Genomic DNA, 18,550 nt, shown 5'->3' on the forward strand with positions numbered 1-18,550 from the left:
GCATTGATAATAGTCATGGCTTCGGGCGTGTCGGTTTTTTTTTGCGATTAAATCAGATCACAAACGAAGCCTTTTTTCTATCTATTTCAATTGGTTGTAGCTAAAGATCCTGTACATGAGGCAGGGCTTGCGGGCAAACCAGGCCAATAAATAGCCAGATGTAGAGATTAGACCAGTAAAATGCTGCTAATTTTCACGAAATCAATATAATTGCGAAATCTGTGTGTCAGGGCACACCGATTTGTGCAAAAATTGGCTAGGTTTTTGGTAGTCCAAAGATAGCTGATAGATAGCAGCATAATCATCGAGGATGTACTCAATATGTCGCAACATCACCGAATCCTCCTGCTTAACGGCCCCAATCTGAATCTGCTGGGCAAGCGGGAACCGGGAATCTACGGCAGCAAGACGCTCGATGAGATCGTCGCCGATCTGACGCGCAGCGCCAGCGAACTCGGTGTCACCCTGGAACATCTGCAATCCAATGCCGAGCACGAGCTGATCGGCCGCATCCATCAGGCCATGGGCCAGGTGGATTTCATCATCATCAATCCCGCCGCCTTCACCCATACCAGCGTTGCCCTGCGCGATGCCCTGCTGGGTGTGGCCATCCCCTTTATCGAGGTTCACCTGTCAAACGTTCATGCCAGGGAGCCCTTCCGTCATCACTCCTATCTGTCTGATGTCGCCAAGGGGGTGATCTGCGGGTTGGGTGCCGATGGTTACCAATTCGCTTTAACCGCGGCCGTGCATCAGTTGCGCGCGGCTTGATAATCACTGATCAGATAAAGAAGAAAGAGAATGCTAATGGATATCCGCAAAATCAAGAAGCTGATTGAACTGGTTGAAGAGTCCGGCATCGCCGAGCTGGAAATCTCCGAAGGGGAAGAGTCCGTTCGCATCAGCCGTAATTTCTCCGGCCAGGTTAGCGTTGCCCCGCAGATGATCATGCCCCAGGCCGCAGCTCAGGTTGCCGCACCGGTTGCCGCTGCTCCGGCAGCAGCCGCTGCGCCTGCTGCCGATGCCGCCCCGAGCGGTCATCTGATGCGCTCCCCCATGGTGGGCTCCTTCTACCGCTCCTCCAGCCCGGAAGCCAAGCCGTTCGTGGAAGTCGGTCAGCACGTCAATGTCGGCGACACCCTGTGCATCGTCGAAGCCATGAAAATGATGAACCAAATCGAGTCTGACAAGGCCGGCGTGATCAAAGCGATCCTGGTTGAAAATGGTCAGGCCGTCGAGTTTGACGAGCCGCTGTTCATCATCGAATAAGGGAAAATGCCACCCATGTTGGACAAAGTAGTCATCGCCAACCGCGGTGAAATTGCCCTGCGGATCCTGCGCGCCTGCAAAGAGCTCGGGATCAAGACAGTGGCCGTTCACTCCACTGCCGATCGGGAGCTCAAGCATGTGCTCCTGGCGGACGAAACCATCTGCATCGGCAAACCTGCCAGCGGTGAGTCCTACCTCAATGTGCCGGCCATCATCGCCGCCGCCGAGGTGACCGGTGCCGTCGCCATCCACCCGGGCTACGGCTTCCTCTCCGAGAATGCCGACTTCGCCGAAGTGGTGGAGAAATCCGGCTTCATCTTCATCGGTCCGCGCGCCGAGACCATTCGCCTGATGGGTGACAAGGTCTCCGCCATCGAGGCGATGAAGAAGGCGGGCGTGCCCTGCGTACCCGGCTCCGACGGCCCGGTGGACAACGATGCCAAGCGCAACGCCGCCATCGCCAAGCGGATCGGGTATCCGGTGATCATCAAGGCCGCCGGTGGCGGTGGTGGTCGCGGCATGCGCGTGGTGCGCAACGAGGCCGAACTGGCCTCCGCCATCGCGCTGACCAAATCCGAAGCGGGCCAGTTCTTCAAGAACGACATGGTCTACATGGAGAAGTACCTGGAGAACCCGCGCCACATCGAGATCCAGGTGCTGGCTGACGGTCAGGGTACCGCCCTCTATCTGGGTGAGCGGGACTGCTCCATGCAGCGCCGTCACCAGAAGGTCGTGGAAGAGGCGCCGGCCCCCGGCATCACCGACGAGATGCGCAAGTTCATCGGTGAGCGCTGTGTGCGCGCCTGTCTCGAGATCGGCTACCGCGGTGCAGGTACCTTCGAGTTCCTGTACGAGAACGGCGAGTTCTATTTCATCGAGATGAACACACGTATCCAGGTGGAGCATCCGGTCACCGAGATGGTCACCGGCGTCGACCTCATCAAGGAGCAGCTGCGCATTGCCGCCGGTCAGCCCCTGTCGATCACCCAGCAGGACATCCGCATCCGTGGCCACGCCATCGAGTGCCGGATCAATGCCGAAGATCCGGCCACCTTCCTGCCCTCTCCCGGTCTCATCCAGCGCTTCCACGCGCCGGGCGGCCTGGGCGTGCGCTGGGAATCCCACATCTATGCGGGTTACAAGGTCCCCCCCTACTACGACTCCATGATCGGCAAGCTGATCTGCTACGGGGAGAACCGCGACGTGGCCATCGCCCGCATGCGTCACTCCCTCGACGAGCTGGTGGTGGAAGGGATCAAGACCAACATCGCCCTGCAAAAAGAGATCATGAAGGACGAAAACTTCCAGCACGGTGGCACTAACATCCACTACCTGCACAAGAAGTTGGGTCTGTAATGGCTTGAGGCCCGACCCATTGAGCACGGTGGCAGCACAGAACAGCCTCCACCTGCACAAGAAGTTGGGTCTGTAATGGCTTGAGGCCCGACCCATTGAGCACGGTGGCAGCACAGAACAGCCACCACCTGCACAAGAAGTCGGGTCTGCAAAGACCCCTTTCATCGGGAAATTGCGCGATCCACCCGGATCGCCAACGTAAAAAAGGGCCATGGCGACATGGCCCTTTTTTGTTATTCTTGCGCCCCGCTCACTCGTCGGAGGCCACAGTGAACCGTTTCGCACTCGCCCGTCGGGAAGCAGCCTTCTGCCTGCTGCTGACCCTGCTCTACTTTGTCGCCTGGTATGGCTCGGCTTATTTCATCCCCGAGGATCTCGAGCTGTGGGACCTGCCCCTCTGGTTCCTGCTCAGTTGCATCCTGATGCCCCTGCTGTTCATCGGCCTCTGCGCCCTCATGGTGGATCGCCTGTTCGTCGATATTCCCCTGGATAGCGAGGTACCACCCCATGAATCTTGAGCTGATGCTGCCGCTCTGCATCTATCTTGTGCTGGTACTGGGGGTCGGTTTCTGGGCCAGTCGCCACCGGACCGGCGGCAACTTCATGCAGGAGTACTTCATCGGCAACCGCAGCATGGGGGGCCTGGTGCTGGCCATGACCCTGGTGGCCACTTATACCTCTGCATCGTCCTTCATCGGCGGGCCGGGAGCCGCCTACAAGGTCGGCCTCGGCTGGGTGTTGCTGGCGATGATCCAGCTGCCCACTGTCTGGCTCACCCTGGGGGTGCTTGGCAAGAAGTTCGCCATCATCGCCCGCCGGGTCAACGCGGTGACCATCAACGACATGCTGTGGGCCCGCTACCAGAGCAGGGCGGTGGTCGTGCTGGGCTCGGTCACCATCATCCTTGCCTTCATCGCCACCATGGTGGTGCAGTTCATCGGCGGCGCCCGCCTGCTGGAAACGGCGACCGGCCTCAGCTATCAGCAGGGACTCTTTCTGTTTGCCAGTTGCGTGCTGCTCTACACGGTGATCGGCGGCTTTCGCGCCGTGGTGATGACGGATGCCCTGCAGGGCATCGTCATGCTCATCGGCACTGGCGCCCTGCTGGCGGGCATCCTCATCGCCGGTGACGGGTTGCCGAATCTTGTCCACCAGCTCAAGGAGATAGATCCCAAGCTGGTGAGCCCCCAGGGGGCCGGCGACATGCTGACCCAGCCCTTCATGCTGAGCTTCTGGGTGCTGGTCTGCATCGGGGTGGTGGGCTTGCCCCACTCGGCGCTGCGCTGCTTTGGCTACCGGGACAGCAAGGCGCTGCACCGGGGCATCCTCATCGGCACCATCGTCTGCGCCCTGCTGATGTTCGGCATGCACCTGGCCGGGGCGCTGGGCCGCGCCATCCTGCCCGGCATGGACAGCCCGGACAAGATCATGCCCTCCCTGATGATGGAGGTGCTCCCCCCCTGGCTGGCCGGGGTCTTCCTGGCCGCCCCCATGGCGGCCATCATGTCCACCATCGACTCCCAGCTGATCCAGGCCTCCGCCACCCTGGTGAAAGATCTCTACTTCAATTACCTCAACCCCAGGCAGGAGAAGCCGGAGGTCCGGGTGCCGCGCCTCTCCCTGCTCTGCACCCTGATCCTGGGTACCCTGGTACTGCTGGCGGCGCTCCAGCCCCCCGAGATGATCATCTGGCTCAACCTGCTCGCCTTCGGCGGCCTGCAGGCGGTCTTCCTCTGGCCCCTGGTGCTCGGCCTCTACTGGTCCAGGGCCAACGGCCCGGGAGCCCTGGCCAGCATGGTCTGCGGCATCCTCTGTTACGGCACCTTGAGCCAGTGGGGGATCAAGCTGGCCGGTCTGCACGCCATCGTCCCGAGCCTGGCCCTTGGCCTGGCGGCCTTTGTCCTGGTCAGCCTGCTCACTCCTGCCCCGGATCAGCGTGTCCGTCGATTGTTTGATCAAAATTAAGAAAAGGATCAATAAAGGAAGGCTCGCCTATTCCCAAATGGGGGCTCACGGGTAAAATGTGCGCCACGTCACAAATACCGTGCCCCCATGCCAGTCCAGAACGCCAGAAAGATCCTGACCCAGTCCCTGCAGCGCCTCGGCTATGCCCTGTTGCTGCCCGTCTCCATCCTGCCCCTGGCCGCCCTGCTCCACCGGCTCGGCCAACCGGACGTGCTGGATCTCGCCGTGCTCTCCCTCGCCGGTCGCGCCCTCTTCAGCCAGATGCCGCTCATCTATGCGGTGGCCATCGCCTTCGGGTTGAGTCGCCAGGGGCAAGGAGCCCAGGCGCTCGCCGGTGCGGTCAACTTCCTGCTGCTGAGCTCGGCGCTGGGCACCCTGGTGCCCGGGCTGCATGCGGACATGATCTGCGGCCTGCTGGCCGGGCTCGTCACCGCCATGGTCTGCTCCCGGGCCCGCACTCTGCGGCTGCCGGGCTGGTTGCGCCCCCTGCAGGAAGATCTGCCGGGCATGTTGCTCTCGGCGCTGGCCTGCCTGCTGCTGGTGCTCCCCCTCTCCATCCTCTGGCCGCTGCTGGAACAGGGGCTCACCCTGCTCGCCTCCGATCTGCTCACCACGCCCTTTGGCGCCTTCTGCTACGGCGTGCTGAACCGACTGCTGATCCCCCTCGGCCTGCACCAGGTGCTGGGCAGCCTCATCGGGCTCGGGGAGAGCAATCTGCAAGCCCTCTCGACCGCCCAGCCGCTTCATGAAGGCTATGTGGCCGGGCTCTATCCGGTCATCATGTTCGGCCTGCCCGGTGCCTGTTTTGCCATCTGGATCCATCGCCAGCGGATGCAGCAACTGCCCCAGGGAGGGTTGCTGCTCACCCTGGCGCTCACCTCGGCACTGGTGGGCATCACGGAGCCCATCGAGTTCCTGTTTGCCTTCACCGCACCCTGGCTGTTTCTGGCCCATGCCCTGCTGACCGGGCTGTCGCTGGCCATCTGCAGCGGGCTCGACATCCAGGTGGGCAGCTACTTTTCCGCCGGATTGCTGGATCTGGTGCTGAGCTACCACGCCGGTCTGCACAGCTTCTGGCTCATCCCCTTGGGCATCCTCTTCTTCGTCGTCTATGCCCTGCTCTTCTCCCGGCTGCTGGAACACGCCCCCCTCAGTCTGCCGGGCAAGCCCATCGCCGAGGATCTCTCCCGGCTCGCGACCGTGGCCCCCACCGATCCCCAGATGCTGGCTATCCAGTACCTCAAGATGCTGGGGGGCATGGACAACTTGCAGGCCATGAGCGTCTGCCTGACCCGCCTCAGCCTGCGGGTTCGCGACATGGCCCTGGTGGATCAATCCTGCCTGGCCAGACTGGGCTGCCTCTCCTGGGTCGTGCTCAACGAACATCAGCTGGTGCTGGTGCTCGGCCCCCATGCCGGCCTCATCGAAGGGCAGATCCGCATGCTGGCGGAACGCCAGTCGGTCCCGCTCGGTCTCGAACCGGCTCAGGCTCCCCTTGGCCAGCACCAGTGATCAGGCGAAGGGAAGACGTTCGGCCACGAAGTCCATCAGGCTGCGAAGGGCGGGGGCCAGGTGTTCCCGGCTCGGGTAGATGAGATAGAAGGGGTTCACCGGAACCAGGAGATCCGGCAGCACCTTGAGCAGTCGCCCCGCCGCCAGATCGTCGCCGCAGACATGGGCCGGCAGCAGGGCAATCCCCCCGTCATGGAGTGCCAGCTCCCGCAGCGCCAGCAGGCTGTTGCTCTGGCAGGCCCCGCGAGGGCGCCAGCCCCCCTCCTGCAATGGCCACACCGGCAAGGAGCCATGTACCAGGCAGGCGTGTCCGGCCAGCTCTGAGAGCTGGAGCGGCGTCCCGTTGGCCGCCAGGTAACCGGGAGATGCCACCAGATGGCGCGCCACCTGGCCGATGCGCCGGCAGATGAGGCTGGAATCTTTCAGCGGCGCCGCCCGCAGCGCCAGATCGTAACCTTCCCCCACCAGATCAAGCTGTTCATCGCAAAGGGTCAGCTCCAGCACCACCTCGGGGTAGAGGGCGCGAAATTCGGCCAGTATCCGGCCAAGCAGCAAGGTTCCCGTGGCTTCGGGAGCAGTGATCCGCACCCGCCCTCCAGGAGCCGCGCGCAACCGCGCCATCGCCAGGTTGGCACTGCGCGCCAGTGCCAGCAGCTCCTGACAATGGGTCACATAGACCTCCCCCTGGGGCGTCAGGCTGAGCCTGCGGGTGGTGCGTTGCAGCAACCTCACCCCGAGCCGGGATTCGAGGCGCGAGATCTTCTGGCTCACCGAGGACTTGGGCATGCCGAGCACCTCGGCCGCCCCGGTGAAGCTCCCCTGCTCTACCACGGTGGCGAACAGCCCCATCAACTCCAGTTCGACATTGTTCATATATTCAAACAGTCTTTACCAATTACCCATCTTAATCTTGATAATTATCCAGACTAGAGTGAGTGGCAATCCCGAACACTGCTATTTGAAAGGAAAAGCCATGAAAGCCATCGCCCTGACTCACTATCTGCCAAGCAACCACCCCCACTGCTTCATCGAGAGCGATCTGCCCGATCCGACACCGGGCCCGCGGGATCTGCTGGTACGGGTCAACGCCACCTCCATCAATCCGGTCGACACCAAGGTACGCGCCCCCAAGGACAAGGTCGAAAGCAGCCCCCGCGTGCTGGGCTGGGACGCCGTGGGCGAGGTGATCGCCGTCGGTAGCGACGTCACCCTGTTCAAGGCCGGTGACAGGGTCTGGTATGCCGGCGACATCAGCCGCCCGGGCAGCAACAGCGCCTTGCAACTGGTGGACGAGCGCATCGCCGCCATCGCCCCAGTCACCCTGACCGATCTGGAAGCCGCCGCCCTGCCGCTCACCGCCATCACCGCCTGGGAAACCCTGTTCGAGCGCATGAGCCTTACCCGCGAAAGCACCGGGCGACTGCTGATCATCGGGGGTGCCGGCGGAGTCGGTTCCATCGCCATCCAGCTGGCCCGCCAGCTTACCGGCATGGAGGTGATCGCCACCGCATCGCGCCCCGAAACCCGGGAATGGTGCCTGGACATGGGGGCCCACCAGGTGGTGAGCCATCACCATCTGCAGGCGGAGCTCAAGGCGCTCGGCATCAGCGAGGTGGATGCCATCTTCTGCACCAACGCCACCGAGCAGCACTGGAACACCATGGCCAGCCTCATCCGTCCGTTTGGTCACATCTGCACCATCGCCGAGTCCAGTGAACCCTGGGATCTGGGTCTGCTCAAACCAAAGAGCGTCACCTTCAGCCAGGAGTTCATGTTTACCCGCTCCCTGTTCCAGACCCCGGACATGATAGAGCAGCACAACCTGCTCGGCCGGGTCGCGGCCCTGATCGATGAAGGGGTGCTCAAGACCACCCTCAGCAAGGTGGTGCCCGAACTGACACCCCTCACCCTGGCCCGGGCTCATGCCGAGCTGGAAGCGGGTCGCATGGTGGGCAAGCTGGTGATCGACATGAGCGGTTTCCATCGCTGAGGCGCCGCCAGAGCGGGTATCGTCGTCCTGACTATTCCCTTGTAGGTAAATAAATGCACCATCATGGGGTGAAATCACCAGTGACAAGCCCCAAGAGTGCACAGCCCCGCAGGTAACCTTTGTCCCTGACGGGGCATCTCCCCCGAAAAAACCATAAAAAAAGAGGCCATCCCGTCGGGATGGCCCTAAAAACCTGAACGTTGGGGTAACAATCACACACATATCCTTATGCAGGACATTTGTAACTTTGCAGATAGCGTGCCAATCTCTGCTTTTCCCTCCCAATTAACCGCTTTTCAGCGCACCGGCATAAAAAAAGCCACCCGAAGGTGGCTGAAAAAAGATGACGGAACTTCATAGAGCAAAGCATTCAGCGGGAACAAGTTGCTTCCCGTCACCCATGAAGGAATACATTAACCGTGCCAACTTGGCAGAGTTACCTCCCTTCCCCATGAGGCCATGGTCAAACCACGACAGCACGGGCCCATGATGATAGAATCCCGCGGTTTCACATTTATGAAGAGCCGACGCCATGCCCTGGATACAAATTCGAATCAACGCCACTGCCAAGACCGCAGACAAGGTGAGCAACATGCTGCTGGGGCGTGGGGCCCAGGCGGTGACCTTTATGGATGCCAAGGATGTGCCCGTCTATGAGCCCATGCCCGGTGAAACCCCACTCTGGGGCGAGACCGAAGTGATGGGGCTGTTCGATGCCGAAACCGATCCGGCTCCCACCATCGCCTTCTTCCAGCAGATCTTCGGCGAAGACGTGGGCTACAAGGTCGAACAGCTGGAAGACAAGGACTGGGTGCGCGAGTGGATGGATCACTTCCACCCCATGCAGTTCGGCGAGCGGCTCTGGATCTGCCCGAGCTGGCGCGACGTGCCGAACCCCGATGCGGTCAACGTCATGCTGGACCCGGGCCTGGCCTTCGGCACCGGTACCCACCCCACCACGGCACTCTGCCTGCAGTGGCTGGACGGGCTGGATCTGGCCGGCAAAACCGTGGTGGACTTTGGTTGCGGCTCCGGCATCCTCGGCATCGCCGCCCTGAAACTGGGGGCCGCCCGGGTCATCGGCATCGATATCGATCCGCAGGCCATCCAGGCCAGCCGTGACAACGCCGAGCGAAATGGCGTAGCCGACCAGATTGAACTCTACCTGCCGGCGGATCAGCCGCAAGACGTCGAAGCGGACGTGGTGGTCGCCAACATCCTGGCCGGCCCGCTGCGGGAGCTGGCGCCGCTTATCGCCGGTCACGGCAAGGCGGGCAGCCTGATGGCCCTCTCCGGCGTGCTGGAAAGCCAGGCGCCAGAGCTGGAGACCATCTATGGCCAGTGGTTCGAAATGGACCCGACTGCGGTGAAGGAAGAGTGGTGCCGCCTCTCCGGCCGCAAACTGGGCTGATAAACAACAAGCCACGGCAGTTGCCAACCCATCAGCCGCACACTCGGCTGATAAACAACAAGCCACGGCAGTTGCCAACCCATCAGCCGCACACTCGGCTGATAAACAACAAGCCACGGCAGTTGCCAACCCATCGGCCGCACACTCGGCTGATAAGCAACAAGCCACGGCAGTTGCCAACCCATCAGCCGCACACTCGGCTGATAAGCAACAAGCCACGGCAGTTGCCAACCCATCGGCCGCACACTCGGCTGATAAACAACAAGCCACGGCAGTTGCCAACCCATCGGCCGCAAACTCGGCTGATAAACAACAAGCCACGGCGGCAACACTTAGGTCGCTGAACGACAAGGGCACCCCAGCAGGGTGCCCTTGTCGTTTCCGGACGCCGTTCTCCTTCTGCCCACTCTGGGGAGAGCCTCACGCTTCTCTGCCCCCCGATGGCTTATCCTCTCTTCCTCCACCCCATCGAGGCCCAGTCATGACCGAATACGAGAAGATGATCGCCAGCCAGCCCTACAACTGCATGGCACCAGAGCTGGATCTATTGCGCCGGGAGACGGCCCGCCTGTACCGCCGCTTCAATCGCAGCGACGAGGAGGATGAACAGCTGGCGCTGCTGCAGCAGATCGTCGGCGACCTGGCACAGGGTGCCTTCATCTGCCCGCCCCTCTACTGCACCTATGGCAGCCACATCCACCTTGGCAAGGGCAGCTACATCAACATGGGGGCCACCCTGCTGGACAATGCCCCCATTCGCATCGGCGCCGAGGTGATGATAGGGCCGAACGTGCAGATCTACACCGCCGCCCATGCGCTGGACGCCGATGAGCGCATTCAGGGGGTTGAGACGGCACTGCCGGTCACCATCGAAGACAGGGTCTGGATAGGCGGCGGCGCCATCCTGCTGCCCGGCGTCACCATAGGGCGGGAAGCCGTCGTGGGTGCGGGCTCGGTCGTGACCAGAGATGTACCGGCCGGTGCCAGGGTGGCAGGCAACCCGGCACGGCTGCTGCCAGTCAAAGGTTGAGCGGAAGGCCCGAGGCTCGCTCAGGCGCTTTCCAGCAAGCGGTCGATGCAGTGCACCACCTGCATGCTGGCGTTTTCCATGGTCTTGAGCTGCTCGACCATGCTTTTGATATCCCCCTGCTCGCGCGCGTGCAGGGCGGCCTTGCCGCTCTCGTGGACCCGCTTGTGGGGCCCGTCCAGTTCACGAAAGCCCGGCTTGTGGGCGAAGAGCTCTGCGCCCTGCCCCTCGAAATACCATTTACCCAGCCTGCACTGAGCGTGGTCGCTCACCGGCTCGTGAAAATGCTGCTGATCGATGAGCCGATAGATGGTGTTCTTCCAGACGGCGTGATCCAGCTTGGTGGTATTGAGGAAGGAGGTGGAGGCCGCACTGTGGATCACCTGCTGCATCCGGCCTGATTGTGCCAGCACCTGGGTCACCACCACATCGATCTGGGAGGAGGAGGTCGCCACCTCGGCGGCACTGGCCTGGTTGTCATCGATGATGGACTTGATCTCCTGCGCCTGGGCCACTATCTGTCTGACCAGCACCTCGATCTGGCTGCTGGCTTCATGAGCCTTGCTCGCCAGCTGACGCACCTCATCGGCGACCACGGCGAATCCTCGACCAGCTTCACCGGCCCTGGCCGCCTCGATGGCCGCATTGAGTGCCAGCAGGTTGGTCTGATCCGAAATGCCCTGGATGGCGGTCACGAACTGGTTGATGGCGGATGTGCTGGCATCGAGCTGATGGACGGCTGCGAGGCTGCGAGCCGCCTCATCCGTGATGGCATGGGCGCGATCGGAGAGACGGGTGATGGCGCCCCGGGTCTGGGCAAAGAGCTGATCCAGCTCGCAGAGCGCGCCCTTTTCCGCCATCAGGTGCTCGGCACTGCCAGCCAGCGCTTCCCGCACGCTCTGCAGCATCTCACCTCCCTGGTTCTGGCAGGAGATCACCTGATTGAAGAGATCGCCACGCTCCCGGCTGGTGCGCTGCATGTGCTCGTATTCACCGATGGTGGCGCGCAATTCGGCCAGCTCGCTCTGGTGCTGCTGCTCTTTGAGAAGCATCGCCTCCCTGAGCTGTTGATTCTCTTTTTCAAGCTTGCGGTTGAACCACATATGGCCTCCGGATGGCAAAGGTGCGGACAGTCGACGTCAAAGGGAAGCCTCTGGCTCTCTTGTCTCTGCCGATGCTGGCGGATCCCGGGCCGGATTTCACCTGCAAATGCAGGATATTTGACCCTGATCCTGATTCCAATCGAGGCCACATCAATGGCTGTGCAAAAGATCGCCACAAAGAGACAGGGTGAGGTAGAGAAGAGGCGGAGGAGAAAGAACACTGACGTGCCAGCCCTACAAAAAATGAAGCCCAATGTCATCAAGACGTTGGGCTCTAAAAAGGTGCTACGGAATTGCGACTCTCATCGCAGAAAATTAGAAGGGGTCACCTTCTAAACTGGCAGTGGGATAATAACGTGGCGCAAACGTTTTACATAGCGTAATAAACCAGGAGTGAGAAGAATCTCTCACAATTCAAAAAATGTCCGGCCAACCCCCTTCTACCCTCTTGGCAAGTACGCATTTATCAGTACAGCCTGACGGCTTTGTCAGAAAACAAAAAAGCCCTGAATAATCAGGGCTTTTGGCGTTCTGAACTTCAGAAGCTGCGCACGAAGTCCTGGATGGGCAACTCGCGCAGCTTGCGGGCCTCCAGCATGGGGGTACCAAGGTAGAGGAAGCCCACCAGTTGATCCTCCGGTGCCAGCCCCAGTACACCATGGATCTGCTCGTCGAAGATGAACCAGCCGGAGCGCCAGATGCCGTTGAAGCCCTGGGCCTGGGCCGCCATCTGCATCGCCATCAGGGCGCAACCGGCAGAGAGCTCCTGCTCCAGTTTCGGTACCTTGGGGTGCGCCTGATAACGGGTCGCCACCGCGATCACCAGGGGAGCACGCAGTGGCGCGGCGCGGCACTTCTCGACACTGTCCGCATCCTCGCCACGGGCATGGGCGGCATCGGCCAGCAATGTCCCCAGGCGCTCACGCCCCTCCCCTTCAAACAGGATGAACTGCCAGGGGGTCAGAGTGCCGTGATCCGGCGCCCGCAGCCCGGCCTTGAGGATATTGTCGAGCACTTCGCCACTCGGGGCAGGCTCGGCCAGACGACCACAGGAGTGGCGGTTGAGTAACAGATGGAGGGCATCCATGGGGCAGTTCCTTGTCAAAGGCGATGATGGCGCTACCTTAGCACAGCACCGGATGAAGAAAACCCCTGGGGTTCAGGGGTTTGTCAGGATACGAAAGGGTCGGGAGGCTAGATGACGGCAGCCAGCTCCGCCCCTTGCCGGATGGCGCGTTTGGCATCCAGCTCGGCGACCACGTCGGCACCGCCGATGATGTGCACCGGCTTGCCAGCGGCCTGCAGACCAGCCTGCAACTCCTTGAGGGGTTCCTGTCCGGCACAGATGATCACCTGATCCACCGGCAGGCACTGCTGTTGGTCGCCCACCTGGATGTGAAGCCCGGCATCGTCGATACGCAGGTACTGGACGCCGGAGAGCATCTGCACCTTGCGATTCTTGAGCACGGTGCGATGGATCCAGCCGGTGGTCTTGCCAAGGCCGTCGCCCACCTTGCTCTCCTTGCGCTGGAGCAACCAGATCTGGCGCTCGGGGGCATCGATTTCGGGGGTAGTCAGGCCGCCGCGCTCACCCAGTTGCTTGTCGATACCCCACTCCTTGAGCCAGTGATCGCGATAGCTTTCAGCATCCGGCGATCCTCTCTTCTCCACCAGGTATTCGGCCACATCGAAGCCGATACCGCCGGCGCCGATCACCGCCACCTTCTCGCCCACCGGCTTGTGATCACGCAATACATCGAGGTAGCTCAACACCTTGGCATGCTCGATACCCGGGATATTGGGGGTGCGCGGGCGGATGCCGGTGGCGAGGATCACCTCGTCAAAACCGCCGCCCAGCAGGCTCTCGGCACTCTGGCGCTGGCCCAGATAGAGCTCGACGCCGCACTTCTCAAGCCGTTTGGCGAAGTAGCGCAGGGTCTCGTGGAACTCCTCCTTGCCCGGGATCTGCTTGGCAAAGTTGAACTGGCCGCCGATTTCGCTCGCCTGATCGAACAGGCTTACCTGATGGCCCCGCTCGGCGGCGTAGCAGGCAAACGCCAGCCCGGCAGGACCCGCCCCCACCACCGCCAGCTTCTTGGGCTGGGGCACCCGGCCAAACGTCAACTCGGTCTCAAAGCAGGCGCGGGGATTGACCAGGCAGGAGGCACGCTTTTGCTTGAACACGTGGTCGAGGCAGGCCTGGTTGCAGGCGATGCAGGTGTTGATCTCGTCCGCCCTGTCTTCAGCCGCCTTGATGACGAATTCGGGGTCTGCCAGGAAGGGGCGCGCCATGGAGACCATGTCCGCTTCGCCGCCCGCCAGGATGCGCTCCGCCACCTCGGGGGTGTTGATGCGGTTGGTGGTGATGAGGGGCACCTTGAGGTGCTTTTTCAGCTCGGCGGTCACCCAGCTGAAGGCACCGCGCGGCACGCTGGTGGCGATGGTGGGAATGCGCGCCTCGTGCCAGCCGATACCGGTGTTGATGAGGGTCACCCCCACCTGCTCCAGTGCCCGGCCAAGTGCGATCACTTCCTCAAGGGAGGAGCCCTGCTCCACCAGATCCAGCATGGAGAGGCGGAAGATGATGATGAAATCCGTGCCCACCCGCTCACGGATGGCGCGGACAATCTCCACCGGGAAGCGCATGCGGTTTTCGCTGCTGCCGCCCCAGCCATCGGTGCGCTTGTTGGTGCGTTCGCAAATGAACTGGTTGATGAGATAGCCTTCAGAGCCCATCACCTCGACCCCGTCATAACCGGCCGCCTTGGCCAACGCCGCAGTGGCGGCGAAGTCGCGAATGGTGCCGCGGATCTGCCGCTCGCTCATGGCCCGCGGCTTGAACGGGGAGATGGGAGCCTTGAGGGCGCTCGGCGCCAGGCTGAACGGATGGTAGGCGTAGCGGCCCGCATGAAGGATCTGCAGCGCTATCTTGCCCCCTTCCCGGTGCACTGCCTCGGTCACCTTGCGGTGTTTGGCTACCTGCCAGGGAAAGCTCAGCTGGGAGCCGTGGGGCACCAGCCGCCCCCGCAAATTGGGGGCGATACCGCCGGTCACGATGAGACCGACCCCGCCACGGGCCCGCTCACCATAGAAGGCGGCCAGCTTGTCAAAGCCCCCCTTTTCCTCCTCGAGGCCGGTGTGCATGGACCCCATCAGTACGCGGTTGCGCAACTGGGTAAAACCCAGATCGAGGGGGGTCAGCAGCGTGGGATAACGGCTCATGATGCACTCCTTGTCGAGGTCGATGTGCACGGGGTCATGCTCCAGCCTTCCTGGCTGCCTCGGGTGACGGGCAGTAAAAAGAAGCGGTGGGTGGAGGTGGGGCCGGCTCATCGGGCCTTTCAGTTAATTTTTTGTTATCAAACTGGAGCTAGAGTAAAGAATCGAAAACTCTTTTTCAAACAAATGTTTGGACATTTTTTCAGCGAACAGCCGTGTTCCGAAGTGGCGGGGAGGCAGTCGACTCAAGGGGAAATGGCAATTGGCTGCGCAACTGGTTAATAATGGCTGCTCTCAACCCATTAACAGGGCGACAACGCAGCTATGTCTATTTTCAAAGGTCTGGGATGGCTCTTTCGCAGCCTCTGGCGCCTGCTCAACTTTACCCGCTTGATGCTGGTCAACCTGCTGTTTCTTCTCGTCGTGCTGGTCATTGTCTTCAGCGTCAGCCAGAGCGAGACCCCAAGCACCCCCATCGAGGGGGCGCTCACCCTCAATCTCTCCGGTGTGCTGGTAGAACAGCGCACCCAGACCGATCCCACGGTGCAACTGCTCAGGCAGATGGACAAGGGGGACGAGCAGCCAAGCGAAATCGTCCTCTCCGATCTGCTGTGGGCCATCAAGAGCGCGGGGAATGACGATCGCATCAAGGCGCTGGTGATCAAACCCCAGGGTCTGCAAGGGGCCAGCCTCTCCAAACTGCAGGAGGTGACGGCCGCCATCGACGCCTTCAAGGAGAGCGGCAAGCCGGTCATCGCCATGGCGGACTACTACAGCCAGGGGGCCTATCTGCTCGCCGCCCACGCCGACCACGTGCTGCTCAACCAGAGTGGTGCCGTGCTGATCGAGGGGCTGGGTGTCTACCAGACCTATTTCAAGTCGGCGCTGGAGAAGCTCAATATCACCCCGCACGTCTTCAAGGTCGGCACCTACAAGTCCTTCGTCGAGCCCTACACCCGGGACGAGATGTCCCCCGAGAGCAAGGAGGCGAACCAGCGCTGGCTGGATCAGCTATGGCAATCCTATGTGGCCGACGTGGCGGAGCAGCGGGAGATCGAGCCGGATGCCGTCGCACCGAACAAGGATCACTTCCTCGAACTGCTGCGCAAGGCCGGCGGCAATGCGGCCAGTTACGCCCTCGACAACGGTCTGGTGGATCAGCTCGCCACCCGCGACGAAATGACCCAGGCGGTGATCAAGGAAGTGGGCGAGGCCGATGATCACGGCTGGAAGGGCGTGGGCCTGAAAGAGTATCTGGCCGCCATCCCGGAACAGTACCCCCAGAGCGGCAAGGATGAGGTAGGCCTCATCACTGCCAGCGGCGCCATCATGGATGGCGTCCAGCCTGCCGGCACCATCGGCGGCGACAGCCTTGCCGATCTGCTGGCCGAGGCCCGCCGTGACGATCAGGTGAAAGCCGTTGTGCTGCGAGTGGACAGCCCGGGCGGCAGCGCCTTCGCCGCCGAGCAGATCCGCGCCGAATTGCTGGCCCTGAAACAGGCGGGCAAGCCGGTGGTCATCTCCATGGGCAGCTACGCCGCCTCCGGTGGCTACTGGATCTCCGCCGATGCGGACAAGATCTTCGCCTCCCCCACCACCCTCACCGGCTCCATCGGGGTGTTCGGCATGTTCGCCACCATCGACAAGGCGCTCTCCCAGTACGGGGTACACACCGACGGCGTCGGCACCACCGACTTCGTGGGGGTCGGGCTGACCCGTGCCCTGCCGGATCACGTGGGTGAAGCCATTCAACTGAGCGTGGAAGACACCTATCAGCGCTTTGTCGGCCTGGTGGGCAAGGGCCGGGGCCTTAGCCCGGAAGAGGCGGAAAAAGCCGCCGAAGGCCGGGTCTGGACCGGGCAGGATGCCAAGGCACTGGGGCTGGTGGACGAGTTCGGCAATCTGGATGACGCCCTCAAGGCGGCCGCCGATCTCGCCAACCTCAAAAGTTGGCAGGTCACCCCCATCGCACCGGAAGAGTCGGCCAGGGACAAGTTCCTGCGCGAGCTGTTTGACAGCAGCGCCCAGGCGCTGGCCCCGCACCTGCAAAGCTGGCTGCCCGCCGGGCTTGGCAAGGCGCTGCTGGAGATGAACCGCGGTCTGGACCCGCTGACCCGCTTCAACGATCCCCAGGGCACCTACGCCTTCTGCCCGGTCTGTCTCCCCTGACGCCGGGGACAGCCATAAAAAAACCGCCGACAGGCGGTTTTTTTATGGGGCAAGCGGCCTTGTCAGGTCAGCAAGCCGGACGCTTGCCAGCGGTGCAACTCTGCCAGCACCCGGGTCTCTCGCGCCGTCCACTGGGGACAGGGACCCGCCAGCTGGGTCTTGTTGGTCTGCAGGGCCTCGGTCAGGGGGAACCAGCCCGGCGTGAAGCCGAGGCGGATCTCGTAGGGCTGGGGGCGCGGTGCACTCCAGTCCTCCCCGACCCGGCAGAGGTAATAGGACGATCGGATGCAGTAGGCATCGTAATCCGGCTCGCGCGCGGCACGATACTCCCGGGTCTCTCCCAGCAGGGGTCCCACGGCCACCAGCTCGGCGCCACACTCTTCCCGCAGCTCCCGGGCCAGGGCCGCATCGTGCGCCTCCCCGTGCTCGATGCCGCCCCCGGGGAACATGAGATCCCCGTTGACGCTGGAGTGCACCAGCAGCAGTCGATCACCACGCATCACCACGGCCCTCACCGTGGCCCGTTCAAGCACCCTGTCCTCGCCGCGGATCTGGCCGTGCACGAGACGGATATCGAAGGGATGGGCCCATTCCCGGGCTTCTGACAGGGTCGGATTCATGGTGTGCGGTAGCTCCCCTGCCTGAGTGCATCGACGATGGTGGCCGCCTGGTCGTCCAGCGTCTCCTGCTCCTCCTTGCCGATGGCATGGTAAATGCCGAGCCGGGTGGCGGAGACCTCGGGGCTCTCCTGGAATGACTCGCTCACCTTGCCCCACAGATAGGCCTGATCAAATCGCTTCTGCCCCATGTAGAGGGTGCTGAGGGCGGTGAGGATCCGGCTGTTGACCTTGTCCCCCTCCCGATAGAGGGAGAGCGCATGGTGCATCAGCCTGATGGCCTTCTCGGGCTCGCTCTTGGCATAGATGCCGCCGAGCGCCAGTTGCAGCTCGGGCTCCTCGAGGCTCGGCGTCCCCTCCTGCGCGAGGAAGCTGGCGCGGGCCTCGGGGCTGGTGTTGTTGGTCCAGTGCCAGAGCAGCAGGTAGGGATCCCGGGAGCCCCGGGTCTGTGCATCCAGTTGCTCCAGTTGACGGCCGGCGGCCAGCATCCCTTCCACTCTGGGGCTCTTCTGCTCCCTGGCCCGCTTGTACTCGATATTGGTGGAGTGCTCGGCGCATTGCAGATAACGTTCCAGGCCGCGCATCAGATCGTACTTGCGCCTGTCCGTCCCCTCTTCCTGGAGATAGTAACGACCGCGAATGACGTCGCTGCGCTCATAGCGACACCAGCCGTCGTCCACCAGGTCCGCGCACAGGGCGGGATATTGGGAGCAAATGTTGTGGATCCTGTCGTCGTCGCAGGCCGTCAACGTCAGGCAACAAGCGAGGGAAAGCAGTAACGGACGCTGTGAGAATAGGGTCATGGTTCACATCTGGTTGATAACAATCGCAACCCGCACCGGCCACCGCCAACTAGCAAACAGGCTACATATCCATTACAATGCGCGCGCCGTATAAGGCCGCGATTGCAGA

The 18,550-nt window shown here is 62.2% G+C and carries 16 protein-coding genes and 1 pseudogene; 10 read left to right on the forward strand and 7 right to left on the reverse strand.

Translation table 11 applies throughout. From position 1 onward, the window contains the following. Positions 1–321: 321 nt before the first annotated feature. The 6 genes from aroQ (at position 322) to ACNPAA_RS08645 (ending at position 6,102) form a co-directional block, all read left to right on the forward strand. The gene (gene aroQ / locus ACNPAA_RS08620) at positions 322–771 is read left to right on the forward strand and encodes a type II 3-dehydroquinate dehydratase (protein WP_039040307.1); all 450 of its coding nucleotides are present in this window, start codon (positions 322–324) and stop codon (positions 769–771) included. A 36-nt stretch (positions 772–807) separates the two neighbouring features. Continuing rightward, complete coding sequence (gene accB, locus ACNPAA_RS08625) at positions 808–1,269, forward strand: acetyl-CoA carboxylase biotin carboxyl carrier protein (RefSeq protein WP_010675405.1); 462 nt, start codon at positions 808–810, stop codon at positions 1,267–1,269. 15 nt (positions 1,270–1,284) lie between these two features. Beyond that, positions 1,285–2,625: an acetyl-CoA carboxylase biotin carboxylase subunit gene (gene accC / locus ACNPAA_RS08630; RefSeq protein WP_010675406.1), complete on the forward strand. Its 1,341-nt coding sequence runs from the start codon at positions 1,285–1,287 to the stop codon at positions 2,623–2,625. A 269-nt stretch (positions 2,626–2,894) separates the two neighbouring features. Continuing rightward, positions 2,895–3,143: a YhdT family protein gene (locus ACNPAA_RS08635; RefSeq protein WP_039040309.1), complete on the forward strand. Its 249-nt coding sequence runs from the start codon at positions 2,895–2,897 to the stop codon at positions 3,141–3,143. After that, positions 3,133–4,590 (forward strand): sodium/pantothenate symporter, encoded by a 1,458-nt coding sequence (gene panF, locus ACNPAA_RS08640; RefSeq protein ID WP_114522746.1) that lies wholly within the window; start codon positions 3,133–3,135, stop codon positions 4,588–4,590. Before ACNPAA_RS08635 ends, panF begins: the two co-directional genes overlap by 11 nt. 87 nt (positions 4,591–4,677) lie before the next feature. Further along, entirely contained in the window at positions 4,678–6,102 is a 1,425-nt protein-coding gene (locus ACNPAA_RS08645) for a PTS transporter subunit EIIC (RefSeq protein WP_114522747.1), read from the forward strand. Here ACNPAA_RS08645 and ACNPAA_RS08650 read toward each other — a convergent pair whose 3' ends face one another. Then, a complete protein-coding gene (locus tag ACNPAA_RS08650) occupies positions 6,103–6,975 on the reverse strand; it encodes a LysR family transcriptional regulator (RefSeq protein ID WP_180344901.1) in 873 nt (290 codons plus the stop codon). Between the two features lie 100 nt (positions 6,976–7,075). On the opposite strand from ACNPAA_RS08650, the gene ACNPAA_RS08655 reads away from it, so the two are divergent. From ACNPAA_RS08655 to ACNPAA_RS08665, 3 genes are all read left to right on the forward strand, one after another. Further along, positions 7,076–8,092, forward strand: coding sequence for a zinc-binding alcohol dehydrogenase family protein (locus tag ACNPAA_RS08655; protein ID WP_069784403.1), 1,017 nt, complete (start codon positions 7,076–7,078; stop codon positions 8,090–8,092). A gap of 532 nt (positions 8,093–8,624) precedes the next feature. After that, complete coding sequence (gene prmA / locus ACNPAA_RS08660; RefSeq protein WP_010675412.1) at positions 8,625–9,503, forward strand: 50S ribosomal protein L11 methyltransferase; 879 nt, start codon at positions 8,625–8,627, stop codon at positions 9,501–9,503. A gap of 481 nt (positions 9,504–9,984) precedes the next feature. Further along, positions 9,985–10,533 (forward strand): sugar O-acetyltransferase, encoded by a 549-nt coding sequence (locus tag ACNPAA_RS08665; protein ID WP_201873046.1) that lies wholly within the window; start codon positions 9,985–9,987, stop codon positions 10,531–10,533. 20 nt (positions 10,534–10,553) lie between these two features. Here ACNPAA_RS08665 and ACNPAA_RS08670 read toward each other — a convergent pair whose 3' ends face one another. The 4 genes and pseudogenes from ACNPAA_RS08670 to ACNPAA_RS08685 form a co-directional block, all read right to left on the reverse strand. Then, complete coding sequence (locus ACNPAA_RS08670) at positions 10,554–10,922, reverse strand: CZB domain-containing protein (protein WP_231563281.1); 369 nt, start codon at positions 10,920–10,922, stop codon at positions 10,554–10,556. 24 nt (positions 10,923–10,946) lie between these two features. Continuing rightward, a pseudogene (locus ACNPAA_RS08675) lies at positions 10,947–11,633 on the reverse strand (methyl-accepting chemotaxis protein); the annotation flags it as partial. A gap of 538 nt (positions 11,634–12,171) precedes the next feature. Then, positions 12,172–12,720: an NAD(P)H nitroreductase gene (locus ACNPAA_RS08680; protein WP_201873042.1), complete on the reverse strand. Its 549-nt coding sequence runs from the start codon at positions 12,718–12,720 to the stop codon at positions 12,172–12,174. A 107-nt stretch (positions 12,721–12,827) separates the two neighbouring features. Further along, positions 12,828–14,855, reverse strand: coding sequence for an FAD-dependent oxidoreductase (locus ACNPAA_RS08685; protein WP_417891687.1), 2,028 nt, complete (start codon positions 14,853–14,855; stop codon positions 12,828–12,830). A 321-nt stretch (positions 14,856–15,176) separates the two neighbouring features. Here ACNPAA_RS08685 and sppA point away from each other — a divergent pair, with 321 nt between their 5' ends. Beyond that, positions 15,177–17,021 (forward strand): signal peptide peptidase SppA, encoded by a 1,845-nt coding sequence (gene sppA / locus ACNPAA_RS08690; RefSeq protein ID WP_103243630.1) that lies wholly within the window; start codon positions 15,177–15,179, stop codon positions 17,019–17,021. A 62-nt stretch (positions 17,022–17,083) separates the two neighbouring features. On the opposite strand, the gene ACNPAA_RS08695 is transcribed toward sppA, so the two are convergent. Together ACNPAA_RS08695 and ACNPAA_RS08700 are read right to left on the reverse strand one after the other, a co-directional pair. After that, positions 17,084–17,641, reverse strand: a complete 558-nt coding sequence (locus ACNPAA_RS08695; RefSeq protein WP_171864903.1) for an NUDIX domain-containing protein — start codon at positions 17,639–17,641, stop codon at positions 17,084–17,086. After that, positions 17,638–18,441 carry a DUF2989 domain-containing protein gene (locus tag ACNPAA_RS08700; RefSeq protein ID WP_042865069.1) on the reverse strand — a complete coding sequence of 268 codons (804 nt, stop codon included), beginning with the start codon at positions 18,439–18,441 and terminating at the stop codon, positions 17,638–17,640. Before ACNPAA_RS08700 ends, ACNPAA_RS08695 begins: the two co-directional genes overlap by 4 nt. Positions 18,442–18,550: the final 109 nt, after the last annotated feature.

It is taken from the genome of Aeromonas sp. PS2Canimalfood6 (assembly GCF_048276795.1).
GTDB classification, from domain to species: Bacteria; Pseudomonadota; Gammaproteobacteria; order Enterobacterales; family Aeromonadaceae; genus Aeromonas; species Aeromonas caviae.